At 42.5% G+C, this 12,253-nt stretch carries 14 protein-coding genes and 1 other RNA gene; 13 read left to right on the top strand and 2 right to left on the bottom strand.

Going from position 1 to position 12,253, the window contains the following annotated elements; all coding sequences use genetic code 11:
- Window positions 1-9: 9 nt before the first annotated feature.
- The gene (recU, locus tag F6X55_RS08310; RefSeq protein ID WP_026570155.1) at window positions 10-597 is read right to left on the bottom strand and encodes a Holliday junction resolvase RecU; all 588 of its coding nucleotides are present in this window, start codon (window positions 595-597) and stop codon (window positions 10-12) included.
- 131 nt (window positions 598-728) lie between these two features.
- Here recU and F6X55_RS08305 point away from each other — a divergent pair, with 131 nt between their 5' ends.
- The 10 genes from F6X55_RS08305 to F6X55_RS08260 all read left to right on the top strand — a co-directional run bounded on the left by F6X55_RS08305 (window position 729) and on the right by F6X55_RS08260 (window position 8,795).
- Window positions 729-1,685, top strand: a complete 957-nt coding sequence (locus F6X55_RS08305; protein WP_153462704.1) for a DUF2515 family protein — start codon at window positions 729-731, stop codon at window positions 1,683-1,685.
- A gap of 315 nt (window positions 1,686-2,000) precedes the next feature.
- A complete protein-coding gene (locus tag F6X55_RS08300) occupies window positions 2,001-2,318 on the top strand; it encodes a hypothetical protein (RefSeq protein ID WP_026570157.1) in 318 nt (105 codons plus the stop codon).
- Between the two features lie 35 nt (window positions 2,319-2,353).
- The gene (locus tag F6X55_RS08295) at window positions 2,354-2,725 is read left to right on the top strand and encodes a DUF1798 family protein (RefSeq protein WP_026570158.1); all 372 of its coding nucleotides are present in this window, start codon (window positions 2,354-2,356) and stop codon (window positions 2,723-2,725) included.
- Window positions 2,726-2,812: 87 nt separating this feature from the next.
- Window positions 2,813-3,220, top strand: coding sequence for a cytidine deaminase (locus F6X55_RS08290; RefSeq protein ID WP_026570159.1), 408 nt, complete (start codon window positions 2,813-2,815; stop codon window positions 3,218-3,220).
- An 869-nt stretch (window positions 3,221-4,089) separates the two neighbouring features.
- Entirely contained in the window at window positions 4,090-4,467 is a 378-nt protein-coding gene (locus F6X55_RS08285) for a spore coat protein (protein ID WP_026570160.1), read from the top strand.
- Window positions 4,468-4,553: 86 nt separating this feature from the next.
- Window positions 4,554-5,114 carry an SLOG family protein gene (locus F6X55_RS08280; protein ID WP_026570161.1) on the top strand — a complete coding sequence of 187 codons (561 nt, stop codon included), beginning with the start codon at window positions 4,554-4,556 and terminating at the stop codon, window positions 5,112-5,114.
- A gap of 116 nt (window positions 5,115-5,230) precedes the next feature.
- Entirely contained in the window at window positions 5,231-5,542 is a 312-nt protein-coding gene (gene gpsB, locus F6X55_RS08275; RefSeq protein WP_026570162.1) for a cell division regulator GpsB, read from the top strand.
- A gap of 109 nt (window positions 5,543-5,651) precedes the next feature.
- Window positions 5,652-6,033, top strand: an RNA gene (gene rnpB, locus F6X55_RS08270) — RNase P RNA component class B.
- A gap of 119 nt (window positions 6,034-6,152) precedes the next feature.
- A complete protein-coding gene (locus F6X55_RS08265) occupies window positions 6,153-7,283 on the top strand; it encodes a THUMP domain-containing class I SAM-dependent RNA methyltransferase (RefSeq protein ID WP_026570163.1) in 1,131 nt (376 codons plus the stop codon).
- Between the two features lie 12 nt (window positions 7,284-7,295).
- Window positions 7,296-8,795, top strand: coding sequence for a carboxypeptidase M32 (locus F6X55_RS08260; RefSeq protein WP_272914938.1), 1,500 nt, complete (start codon window positions 7,296-7,298; stop codon window positions 8,793-8,795).
- A gap of 401 nt (window positions 8,796-9,196) precedes the next feature.
- Here the strand turns inward: F6X55_RS08260 and F6X55_RS08255 are convergent, their stop codons facing one another.
- Window positions 9,197-9,757, bottom strand: a complete 561-nt coding sequence (locus F6X55_RS08255; RefSeq protein WP_153462700.1) for a hypothetical protein — start codon at window positions 9,755-9,757, stop codon at window positions 9,197-9,199.
- A 563-nt stretch (window positions 9,758-10,320) separates the two neighbouring features.
- On the opposite strand from F6X55_RS08255, the gene F6X55_RS08250 reads away from it, so the two are divergent.
- From F6X55_RS08250 to F6X55_RS08240, 3 genes are all read left to right on the top strand, one after another.
- Window positions 10,321-10,527 carry a hypothetical protein gene (locus F6X55_RS08250; protein ID WP_272914937.1) on the top strand — a complete coding sequence of 69 codons (207 nt, stop codon included), beginning with the start codon at window positions 10,321-10,323 and terminating at the stop codon, window positions 10,525-10,527.
- A 101-nt stretch (window positions 10,528-10,628) separates the two neighbouring features.
- Window positions 10,629-11,717 carry a type III polyketide synthase gene (locus F6X55_RS08245; protein WP_153462696.1) on the top strand — a complete coding sequence of 363 codons (1,089 nt, stop codon included), beginning with the start codon at window positions 10,629-10,631 and terminating at the stop codon, window positions 11,715-11,717.
- Window positions 11,714-12,235, top strand: a complete 522-nt coding sequence (locus F6X55_RS08240) for an isoprenylcysteine carboxyl methyltransferase family protein (protein ID WP_153462694.1) — start codon at window positions 11,714-11,716, stop codon at window positions 12,233-12,235. The genes F6X55_RS08245 and F6X55_RS08240 overlap by 4 nt, the downstream gene beginning before the upstream one ends.
- The last annotated feature ends 18 nt before the right edge of the window (window positions 12,236-12,253 follow it).

Raw genomic sequence — 12,253 nt, 5'->3', positions numbered from 1 at the left:
TCCTCCGATCTAAAAATAAAGCTGGTCTAAGACATCTAAATAATCTACCTTTGCCTGAAACTTAAACGGGATAAGGTGACCAGCTTCTTTAATGTCTGAATAGGGAATGGACTTTCTCCCTCCATTATATTGACTTTCCCAGTAAGAGAAAAGTTTCATGGAAGGAAATAAAAAAGTTTCATCCAACATAGAAAAACGGACAATCAAAAAGCTTATCCCTCCGTGTTCATTAACCTGCTTCATATGTTTCACTTGATGATCATGCAGGTTGGAGAGGGGAAAAGACGTTTTGTTTTTTGTCTCTTTCGCTTCAAAATCAATATATTTTCCTTTATAAATTCCATTATAGTCCGTTGTCGATGCTTGCTTAAAATAAGCTTCCTTGATAGTCGCCGCACTACGTTTCGGATAATCCACCTTGACAATTTGAACAGGAGTCGGTTTTTTATGGATGACCGCTTTGTTCATCACGAGGTAATGTTCGTTCGTATCATTGATGTCTTCTTCTAGTGTCATCCCCCGGTTGCCAAAGGCTGGCTCTTGCAAGTTTTTTCCTGAAGTACGAAAAGATTTCTTCTTTCCGTTTGGGTAATTCATGTGTATTCCTCCCATACATGAGAGTATCATACCAGAAATTCACGGCAAATGAGAACCAAAAATCAAAAAAACAGTGACAAAGCACGTTATTTTTCCAGTTTTTGCACAAGCTATACCCGGAGGCGGTGAAAATGTGGAATGAACAGCAAGAGCTCGTGCAATACATTGATGCAATGACCAAAAGAGCCAATATGGACAATGTGTCAAGAACAAAAGCGTACCTTGCTTATTTTAATCGCCATCCAGAGATATCTTGGTCGTTTCTTGCAAGTATGGTGTCACGCAACGCAGGTTGGAATATCACCGATTTATATACACCTGTAATGGCCGGTTTACTGCCTAAAAGAACAAGAAAAAGGTTGTTTTCCACTTATGAACGGGCTAATTGGCTTATTTTTTCGGATGCTTACCCACAACTGCTTATCTACCAATTCTCTAAAGAACAAGGCGTTCCGTTATTCCATTTGTTGCAGCAATTTGATGTTTCGTTATATATGCGCCGTGAATGGCAGCGTTTTTGGGCCAATGATAACTGCGGCCGGTTAATGCAAGCGCAGATCATCAATGAACAAAATATCATCCAGCGTCCGGTTATCGAGCATCCTTACTATCAGAAAAATGTTTTCAGGAGACTTCCATTTTTACTGGAAGATTTTCTTCTGCTGAGCGCGGTATTGTTTCCGAAGCTTGAAGGGAATGTTATCGGTTCCTATGTGTATGATTTTTCTAATTTAAGCAAGCGGATTTTGCTGGGAAAAACGTTGGCCGCAAAGCTCTTCGATCCAAGTAATTTCTCGACTGTCCTGGAGTTTGCCAATACAGTCGAACCTACTGGCTCGAGAAGCGAATATGAAGATTTTCTGAAGATAAGCCAGCCTTCACTCCGAGCTCCTAATCTACGGGCGGTTTCCAATCCAATCAAGCACCAGGATACTATTCGAGTGGATTGGAGTGTAAATGGGGGTGTAAAGACAGAATGGCTGCATCCTCTAGAAGTGACAGAAAACGATAGAACTTTCGAACATTTTTATCGTAAGAGAAAAATGCTTGCCCGTATTTGGCAAGTCAAGCAGACCATTTGGGCATGAAAAAATCCGGGCAAGCATTCTTGGCCCGGATTTTTTCATGTTGTTACACAGATGGACGGTCGGGACCATCCAGCTTTTTGTTTTTGTACTCATCATGCTGCTTTTTTTCATTTTTATGATCTTTTTTCAACTGGTCTTTCGATTTATCGGTCATAACAATACCCTCCTTATTTGTATTGTTGTCAACCATATGCAAAACATACAGATTTCAGGGATAATTTGTCTTCTTGCTTCTAGTTTTGTCGGCAAGGCAGGGGACAGCAGGGTCCATGCAGAATGAATGCCGTAACAAGCCATAAAGGGGAGAGATGACAAGTGGATTTTTCCGGTAATGCAACTAACGCACAAAACGGGGTGTCAAAACAGGTATTTGAGAAGGCTTATGTAGAACTTTCCGACAGAGTGAGATTGATCGACCAGAAGCTTGCTACGAAAGCCGATGACGTCGTGCTCACCTTGGCACTTTCCCATCGTCAGGAAATCGAAGAACTTCAAGGAGAGGTTGTAAATCTGCGAAAGGAAATTAAACAGTTGAAAAGCAAAAAAGAAGAACAAAGACTGAATCGGTATGTTGGCAGAAAAACGTCTATTTGGCACCAGATGTTTAAAAAAGTGCAATTCGCCCGCAAATAATGATACAGTAAGGTAAGAAAGGCGGGCGATACACAATGGAGTTAACCGCATTGACCAATCAACTTAAACAGGATTTAATTCCGTTGAAGCAGCGGTTTGAAGAGAGCGATAAACCAGAGAACAGAAGAGATAAGGAATTTTTTCTGTTTGTCAAAGAAGAAACAACTCCATTCTTCGAGATGGTAAAAGAATGGGAAGAAAAGGCTCTCCAATTCGTGAAAAATAAAGAAGTGACAGTACACCCACAACAAATCGCGTCTACAAGTGACAATCTGCAAATCATCTTATTGAACAGTTATTATATAGATACACCGAAAACGCGTTATATGGAAATGTATCAATCGATTCTTTTTGTTTTAGACCAGCTGCTTGCTGATATAAAAAGAATCGGTGACAGACCCGAATAGTGGGAGAATGGTTGCATGCAAACCTTTACAGAACCAGGTTTTTCTTTTATAATTATTTTCCCGCTAGAAGAAAGGGTGCAAAGTTGAATGGATGAAAACCAACTATTCGAGAAAGCGAAAGAAATTAGAAAAAGGGCTTATACGCCATATTCCAAATTCCCAGTGGGGGCTGCTTTGCTGACGAAGTCCGGTAAGGTTTACCAAGGCTGCAATATCGAAAATGCCGCTTATCCTGTTAGCCTTTGTGCTGAAAGGGTAGCTATTTTTAAAGCAATATCGGATGGTGTAACCGATTTCGCGGAAATGGCCGTTGTAGCTGATACAGGACGGCCCGTGTCGCCGTGTGGATCCTGTCGTCAGGTTATGAGCGAGTTCTTTGATAAAAACATGCCGATACATATCGGAAATCTGGAAGATGAGCGAAAAACGATGTCAATGGAGGAGTTGCTGCCTTTTTCGTTTGAATCCGCTGACCTGCCTGTAGAAGATGAATAAGTATGGAATCGACCCTGTTGCTGAACAGGGTTTCGTTTTTGTTGATGGCTGTTTCCTGAAAGCTTATTTTAATGTGCCAAGGAAAGAAATAACGCATTAACGGTAATTGGGAAGTTCCATTGCCCACTCAAAAAGTGTGTTAACCCCGCTACGGTAGCATACTTCGCTTTCCGCGGGCACGGCTTCAGCTAACTTGGTAAAGAAAACCGCTTTACCAAGTGGATCTTCAGCTCGTGCTGTTCCCGCAGGAGTCTGCGCATGCTACCTGCGCTAAGAAACATGCTGACTATCGCCTAGAGACTTTTTCTTTGAGAACCAATAAGCCATCTTAAAAACGTTTGTCAGGAAATGTCTACTTCTTTTCATAAAAGACAGTTGTAATTCCCGTCTTTTCTCCTGTTCTTGGACTTTCTGCTTGTTTTCCGAGCTATGTCTTTTGATGATACGGTACATGGAGTACCGAAAAATAAAAAATGTCTAGTACACGGGGTTATAAACAGGAAGCTGTTCCTAGCGAAGAAAATACCCGGAGACTCCAGCGGGAGGAAAGGCCTCGGTGAGATCCCGCAGAGCGTTAGCTCGAGGAAGCTCACCAGCCGCCCGCGGAAAGCGCAGGGTATTTTCGCAGCGTCGAATTCCAACTCAACAAAAGTAAGAAGTCAGGAAGACGCATTCAAACTATGTCGCATATAATTTAACTACGCAAAGAACATGTAATGCGTTTCGTTGTAAGCAATAAATAAGAAAAAAACAACTGGTCGTTTGCCGGAATGACATTTATAACAAAATTTAGGTTTCTGTCTCAGACATGTCTTAGCCTCCTATCATAGATTATTAGTGAACCTAAACATAAAGAAAGGAGACTAAAAATGAGACATCATCACGGCCCGCATTGCGGCTGTCCGAAACAGATCGTGTACCCGACACAAGAGAATGTCGTGCATCATTGCACCGAGGAGACGGTCGAGCATATTCATCCATCCCATACGACCATCATGAACCATCACTTGGTGAAAAATCAGCATATTTATCCTCATTCCACATCTGTAGGCAACACTGTAGATAGTGTAGATCAATACGGAGGCTCTTTTAATGTGCCGCCTAACCAGGTAGCAGGTGCAGCGACACCTCCTGGAGGACCGGGCAATCAGGTAGCAGGTGCCATGAGTCCGGGACCAAACATGGGACCAGGATACCAACAACCTTTTGGCATGAAAGGTTGGAAGAAACCGAATAAGTGGTGCTGATTTAAAACGGAAGAGCCGGTTGCCGATTTCGGCCGGCTCTTTGTTTTTTCAATCACTCTTATACATAATTAAAAGGAGGTCAACATATGGATGTACTAGCCGTAACCGGTTATAAGCCAATGGAAATGAATATCTTTAAGCAGGACGATCCCAAAATCCATTTTATAAAAGCGGCCATTCAAAAAAAGATTGTCGGTTTTATCGAAGAAGGCTTGGAATGGGTGTTGATTTCCGGTCAAATGGGTGTGGAGATATGGACGGGAGAAGTCATTATCGATCTAAAAGATACATATGATGTAAAGCTTGGTATTTTCCCGCCGTTCGCAAACCAGGAAAGCCGCTGGCCAGAGCATATGCAGCAAACTTATCAGGAACTTCTCATGCTGGCCGATTTTCATCAGCCGATTTATGAAAGTGACTATAAAGGTCCTTTTCAATTTAAAGCAAAGAACAAATGGATGATTGACAAGAGTGATGGATGTCTGATTTTGTTGGATGAAGAATTCCCCGGAAGCAGTCGTTTTTTCCATGAAGAAGCCAAGAAAGCAAATGAACATCAGAATTATCCAATCTACACCATCACACCGATGGATTTAGACGACATTGTGCAAGAAATGCAAATGGAAGACCCGGATTACTGGTCTTGACCGACTGTTTTCAGCAGGACTCATTAATTTGAGGTACATACGTCAGTAAAAATTGACATTCGGTCAATGTTTTGAAAAAATAAGAGATAAGTTGTACGAGATATGAGGTGATATGGATGAGCTTAGATCGTATTCAATTGACAGGGAAAGATATATTGGAAAAGAATTTTAAAACTGCAATGCGCGGGTATAACCAGGAAGAAGTAGACGAATTTCTTGATGCCATCATTCAAGACTATGAAGCTTTTCAACAGGAATTAGATCGACTTCGCCAGGAAAACGACCGGTTGAAAAGACAATCCGACCAAACAAGGACCCGTACAGCAACTGCAGCAAGCAATCACCAGGTTAATTACGACATTTTGAAAAGGGTCTCCAATTTAGAAAAAGCTGTATTCGGAAAGAAATTCGCAGATGCTGACTCCTGATCTTTTGGCTATCATTACCAATGCGATGCCATAGCGAAATGTGTTATACTAAGCATTGTCGCATTGACTTGAAACAAAGATGATATTACAATAGATAAGCAATGAATGGATGTTTGAGTAATCGCTGCACATGAATATGTGTAGAGGAAAGTCCATGCTCACACAAGCTGCGATGCTTGTAGTGTTCGTGCTTGACGAATTCATAAGTCAAGGTAATCCTTTTGGGATTAACGGCAGGGAAGATACCTAAGTCGTTTGGATATGGTATTGCAACCTTGAAAGTGCCACAGTGACGTAGTCAGGCGGGAAACTGCTTGAGTGGAACGAGGTAAACCCCGCGAGTGAGCAACCCAAATATTGGTAGGGGCATTCTTTAGTAGGGAAACGAACCGAACGAGAGCCGGGCAGACGTCCGGAGATAGATGATTACTACTTGCGTACGAGGTTGACCGCCGTCTGCAGTACAATAGTACAGAACATGGCTTATAAAACATCCATTGGTCGTTGCTATAATCAGGATATAAGCAGCCCTTTCTAACAGGAGTCCAGCGTTAGAAAGGGCTTTTTGTTTACATAATTTTCAAAATAGGTACAGGAAAGGAATTCATTTATGAAGCAGCAAGTTACATTGATCGCTACAGCAGCAATGGGGTTGGAAGCAATAGTCGCCCAAGAAGTACGTGCGTTAGGGTATCAGGATACAACCGTTGAAAACGGGAGAGTGCTTTTTACGGCAGATGCAGCTGCTATTCCAAGGTGCAATCTCTGGCTGAGGACGGCTGACAGAATTAAGGTTTTAGTGGGGCAGTTTGAGGCCAAAACGTTTGATGCCCTCTTCGAGCAGACAAAGGATCTTCCTTGGGAACAGTATATTCCCGAGGATGGAGAATTTCCGGTCATCGGCAAATCGGTGAAGTCCACGCTCTATAGTGTTTCCGATTGTCAGGCGATAGTGAAAAAGTCAGTTGCAGAACGTTTGAAGCAGAAGTATGGAGTTGCTTCCTGGCTGGAAGAAACCGGAGGATTTTATCGAATTGAAGTCGCTTTGCATAAAGACCAGGTAACATTGTCTATCGATGCTTCGGGTACCGGATTGCATAAACGTGGTTACCGGATAGGGCAGGGAGAGGCACCTTTAAAGGAAACTTTGGCAGCTGCATTAGTGAAGCTTACCAACTGGAAAGCAGATCAGCCGTTCGTCGATCCTTTCTGTGGCTCTGGGACCATACCGATTGAGGCAGCCCTTATTGGACAGAATATAGCTCCCGGTTTCAATCGCGAATTTGCTTCGGAATCCTGGGAGCTTGTCGGAAACGTGCTGTGGGAAAGAGCGCATGAGGAAGCGGAGGACTTGGCTGACTACGATCAACCGCTGGATATCACCGGATCTGATATAGATCACCGGATGGTCGAAGTAGCGAAGGACAATGCGATGGAAGCGGGACTCGGGGACCTTGTCTCATGGAAACAAATGCAGGCGAAAGATTTTCATCCGCGGCAGTCGACCGGTTACCTTGTCGGAAATCCGCCATACGGAGAACGGATCGGCGACAAAGCGGAAGTGGAAAAAATGTATCGAGATTTTGGCGAAGTCATGAAGCAGTTGCCCGGATGGAGTGTCTATATCCTTACTTCCAACGAACGTTTTGAAACCTTATATGGAAAAAAAGCCACAAAGAAAAGAAAATTGTTCAATGGTTATATCAAAACAGATTATTACCAATATTTTGGAGGTAAATAGGGGGAGATCGATTTGCCGGATTACAGACAATTAGAGAAAGATTTTTTAGAATTATTGAAAGAACAAAAAGCTTATCAAGAGGCTTTGGCGCTAATCCAATGGGATTTACGCACCAAGATTCCTCCCAAAGGCGTGGACCAACGTTCAGAAGTCATTGGTTTTCTTTCTCAAAAAGTGTTCCAAATTACTACCTCGGAAAAAATGAAGATGTACATCGATTCATTAAAAGGTAAGGCATCCAATCCTATCATCCAGCGTTCTCTGGAAGAGTGCGAAGAAGAGTACAACCGGAACCGAAAGATCCCTGAAGTCGAATTCAAAGAGTTTACGATGCTGCAGTCCAAATCGGAAACGTTATGGCAGGAAGCAAGGGAAAAAGGAGATTTTGCGCAGCTGCAGCCATATTTGGAGAAGCTGATCGAGTACAATAAGAAGTTTGCGGAATATTGGGGTTATGAAAAGAACCGCTATGATGCCTTGTTGCATGTTTATGAACCGGGCGTGACAACCGAACTTCTTGACGAAGTTTTTCCTGCCTTAAGAAGGTCACTGGCCGGATTGTTAAAGAAAATAACCGCATCAGAACGAAAGCCGGATTCGACCATTCTTCAGAAACATTTTCCAAAACAGGCTCAAGAAACATTCAGCCTGGAGATTCTGAAAAGGATGGGCTATGACTTTGCAGCCGGACGTCTTGATGAAACGATTCATCCATTTGCCATCGCCATCAATCCACGTGACGTCCGAGTAACGACCAGATATGATGAAAGTGACTTCCGCATGGCGATCTTCGGCACCATTCATGAAGGCGGCCATGCCCTGTATGAGCAAAATATTGATCAGGCAATGGCACAGACGCCACTTGCTGATGGCACTTCAATGGGAATACATGAGTCCCAGTCGCTATTTTGGGAAAATTTTGTGGCTAGGAGCGAAGCGTTCTGGGAAAACCATTATTCGTTATTCAAACACATAGCACCCGATGAATTTGACGATATTCCTTTCTCCGACTTTTATTGTGCAGTAAATGAAGTGAAACCTTCCCTGATTCGGATTGAAGCGGATGAGCTTACATATTGCCTTCACATTATGGTGCGCTATGAGTTAGAAAAAGCTTTAATCAATGATGAAATAGAAGTAAGAGATCTTCCAGAGCTTTGGAATCAGAAAATGGAAGATTACTTGGGAATCAGACCGCAATCCGACAGGGAAGGCGTACTTCAAGATATCCATTGGGCTGCAGGAGATTTTGGTTATTTCCCTTCTTATGCGCTGGGATATATGTATGCCGCACAATTTCATCAAAAGCTTGAAACAACGCTAGATGTAGAATCCGCTATCAAATCGGGAAATTTTGCAGCTATCAAAAACTGGCTTGGAGAGAATATTCATCAGTACGGGAAGTTGAAAAAACCGTTGGAGATTTTGCAAGATGTTACCGGTGAAGGCTTAAATCCGGAATTTCTTGTGGAACACTTGCAAAGCAAGTATGCAAGAATTTATCAATTTTGAAGAGGGTCTTTTATGATAAATCATGCCGTCCATCCATAATCCAACTCATTCATAATGGAGTAGGGAATATCGGTTGAGGCGGAGGAAGATGTACTAAAAAGGAAGATCACAAATGTGATCGGCACAAAAGCTTGGGAACCAAAGCAAAAACGGAACGAATTCTGAATGCTAATCGAATTCGTTCCGTTCTTTAATTGTTGTGTTCCTTAGATAGGCTTCTTATTATCCTGTTGTTTGATGCGTGCTTCACATTAGTTATGGCAGGATTCACAAGAGATGCCGTTGTCCCGGTATCTTTTTAAGGACCACACGATGTGGGTCATACAGGCGTTGCCACAGGACGTGGTGGATTTAGCCTGTACTCCGTAAAAAAGCACATTCACTTTTCAAGGTGATAATACTTAACTTAAAGCATCTGCCATATTAGGAGCGAACATATCCTGCCCTTCATAAATCGAAGTGATTTGTTCTTGGAATTGATCCCACTTTTCTTGTGCTGCAGAAAAGTCGGGTTCAAGTGCAGATGTATCGATAGCAGTTTCCATTTCACTATAATAGTCACCAAGAGATGAGATAGCCTGCTGGTAGCTTTCTTTTACATCATCTGGAACGTCTGCTTCGAATTGATAGTCCTCCAATTCAGCCTGAGCATCTTTTGCAGCAGTCAAAGCTTCTTCAGCGGATGCTTCAATATCTTCGTCAGAAGCTTCCTCATCTTCTAAGTTGGCCTGATAGGCGTTGATTTTTTGTTGATAAGGACTGATGGTGCTTGTAAAATCCATCTGGGCACTAAGTAATTCTTTCTTTACCTCCGAATTGTCGGACGAATCATCCGATTGAGTATCCTCATCTTGCTGTTCAGCTGCGCTGTCGTCAGCTGTATCATCCTCGCTGTCAGATTGGGAGCAGCCTGCGATGGTTAATGCCGAAATAAGACCTAGTGATAGTAAAAACTTTTTCATTTGAAAACCCCCTGTTAAAATTGTTTGAATTCTTTGTGACAAATAGTAGTTTAGTACTGAATCGACAAAAAGTAAATAATTTGAAGAAATGTTTTAATTGTCTTAAAATTTAGATTTCTAATAAAGAAAAAGGAAATGTAATTTGCCCATTCTTTCACTTGTAAAGGAAATTAGCTGTCATACAGGTCTAGCAAAGGGATATGGCTTTGTCCTTCAGACCTGTACTAACAGTCAGGGTATGGTGCCGCTACATGTAGTCCAAAAGAAGCAGCGTAATTTTGATACCGGCATTATTACCCAGATATCCAAGTTACGGTCTATTTTTGCGTCGTCACAGTTGCCGGATGATGTTCAAATAATTTTTCACGTCTCACAGATTATCACCACGTTCTTCCCAAAACACAGCCAAGCACGAATTCACTATGGAAGAAATGGACCAAGTCATCAATAACAATAGGAAAAGTTCTTTTTTCTTGTCTAAGCTGCAACCAAACGAATGAAGAAGCGGAGTGGTGGCAAAATAATCAATACGTCTTCGGTCGGATCATGATATTCCGACTGCTTTGATTGAGGAGTTGCCGAAGGACGAACAGTTATGTTTCCGAATATTGGAGAGAACTTCTTTGAAGCGTATTGGGAAATTGGAAGAGTTGGCAGGCGTTGCGGTTTTTCTGACTGTAGCTGTAAGTGATTATATAATTGGGCAGAAGTTGTTAGTGGATAAAGAAATGACCATCCATAAATTTTTAACCGATGCAGATAGGGGATAACCATTTTACGGAATACGGATACAGAAAACGTGTGTTCATTGGATTCTTTTGAGGGTAGATAGATACAGAAGGTAAAAATAAATAATAGAAGAGGTGCTTACATGTCAGTTATCGGGTCAGTCGGGACAAGCCTACCGCAGTTCGCCATGAACCAAAAGGAAATCCAAACATTGGTTGAACACATCTTTCCGCGTCCGGAAAGAGAATTAAAACGGCTGCTTCCTGTGTTTGAAAATGCGGCAGTGGAACAACGCCAGTTCGTGGTGCCGAAAACGTGGTTTACTGAACAGCACTCTTTTGTCGAGCGAAACCATGTTTATCAAGAAGAAGCGCTAAAACATAGTGTTTCTGCCATCGATGCTTGCTTGAATAGCGAGGATTTTTTAGGAAGGTCGATCCCTTATGAAGCAATCGATTCGATTTTTTTCGTATCCAGTACCGGTATCGCCACTCCATCACTAGATGCCCGTATTATCAACGAACGAGAATTCCGGGAAGATATCCGGCGTATCCCCTTGTGGGGACTTGGCTGCGCGGGAGGTGCCAGCGGTTTGGCGCATGCCCACGAATGGCTTACTGCAAATCCTGCTTGTGTTGCACTTGTAGTAAGTGTAGAGTTATGCAGCCTGACATTTCAGAAAGATGATGACCGCAAAAGCAATTTCATCGGCACGGCTTTATTCGGGGATGGGATTGCCGCCGCCATATTAATAGGCGAAGATTCCCCATACCAGGCTTACCGGAAAAAGGCTGCCCCGCGGATAGTCAAAGTTGACTCGCGAATAAAGAAAGCGTCATTGGATGTAATGGGGTGGGAAATTGCCCACCATGGCTTTGAAGTGATTTTTGCCAAAAGCATTCCCCGGTTAGTCGACACATTCTGGAAGGACCACGTTTTTTCATTTTTAAAAAGGCAAAAAACCGAAGAAAGCGATTACGCATTCTATGTCGCGCATCCTGGCGGAAAAAAAGTTCTTCAATCCATAGAGGAAGTGCTCCAAATAAATGATAAGAAACTGTACTACTCTTATGAAGTATTAAAGCGTCATGGTAATATGTCTTCTGCAACAGTCCTCTATATTCTGAAAAAATGGATGGAGGAAGATATCGGGATTGGCGAAAGAAGTTTACTTTCTGCTTTAGGCCCTGGATTCAGCTCCGAGTTGGTGGAATTGGTGTGGTCTTCATGAATTGGTGGATGGGAATCTTGTTCGTATTTTTGATACTGCAGCGTTTGATCGAGTTAGTAATAGCACGCAGCAACGAAAACTGGATGAAAAAGAAGGGTGCTATTGAATCTGGTGCAGGACATTACAAATGGTTTGTCTTGACCCACAGTTTGTTTTTCATCAGTTTATGGGCGGAAGCTGAATGGAAAGATTTACATGGGCTTGGTCTGAACGTATCCCTTTTTGTTTTGTTCGTCTTAACTCAACTACTGCGCGTATGGTGCATTGCTTCGCTCGGAAGGTTTTGGAACACAAAAATAATCATTCTTCCCGGAGCAAGCCTTGTTAAAAAAGGTCCTTATCGCTTTATCAACCACCCTAATTATTTGGTCGTCTTGCTGGAACTGATTATCATACCGATGATGTTCCATACATATATTACTGCAATCGTGTTTCCGCTCTTCCATCTCTTATTGTTGCGCGTACGAATCCCTGAAGAGGAAAGAGCGCTGGACAAGCTGGAAGAAGGGCAGGATTAGACAACGGAACAAGTGTTC

It is taken from the genome of Sediminibacillus terrae (assembly GCF_009602435.1).
GTDB classification, from domain to species: Bacteria; Bacillota; Bacilli; order Bacillales; family Amphibacillaceae; genus Sediminibacillus; species Sediminibacillus terrae.
This window is presented reverse-complemented; position numbering and strand designations above follow the sequence as displayed.

What these genes read in the sequence shown, in the direction of transcription:
- F6X55_RS08305 (WP_153462704.1), top strand. Translation starts at nt 729, where the DNA reads ATGTGGAATGAACAGCAAGAGCTCGTGCAATACATTGATGCAATGACC.
- F6X55_RS08285 (WP_026570160.1), top strand. Translation starts at nt 4,090, where the DNA reads ATGAGACATCATCACGGCCCGCATTGCGGCTGTCCGAAACAGATCGTG.
- F6X55_RS08245 (WP_153462696.1), top strand. Translation starts at nt 10,629, where the DNA reads ATGTCAGTTATCGGGTCAGTCGGGACAAGCCTACCGCAGTTCGCCATG.
- F6X55_RS08265 (WP_026570163.1), top strand. Translation starts at nt 6,153, where the DNA reads ATGAAGCAGCAAGTTACATTGATCGCTACAGCAGCAATGGGGTTGGAA.
- gpsB (WP_026570162.1), top strand. Translation starts at nt 5,231, where the DNA reads ATGAGCTTAGATCGTATTCAATTGACAGGGAAAGATATATTGGAAAAG.
- F6X55_RS08240 (WP_153462694.1), top strand. Translation starts at nt 11,714, where the DNA reads ATGAATTGGTGGATGGGAATCTTGTTCGTATTTTTGATACTGCAGCGT.
- F6X55_RS08255 (WP_153462700.1), bottom strand. Translation starts at nt 9,757, where the DNA reads ATGAAAAAGTTTTTACTATCACTAGGTCTTATTTCGGCATTAACCATC.
- F6X55_RS08290 (WP_026570159.1), top strand. Translation starts at nt 2,813, where the DNA reads ATGGATGAAAACCAACTATTCGAGAAAGCGAAAGAAATTAGAAAAAGG.
- F6X55_RS08280 (WP_026570161.1), top strand. Translation starts at nt 4,554, where the DNA reads ATGGATGTACTAGCCGTAACCGGTTATAAGCCAATGGAAATGAATATC.
- recU (WP_026570155.1), bottom strand. Translation starts at nt 597, where the DNA reads ATGAATTACCCAAACGGAAAGAAGAAATCTTTTCGTACTTCAGGAAAA.
- F6X55_RS08295 (WP_026570158.1), top strand. Translation starts at nt 2,354, where the DNA reads ATGGAGTTAACCGCATTGACCAATCAACTTAAACAGGATTTAATTCCG.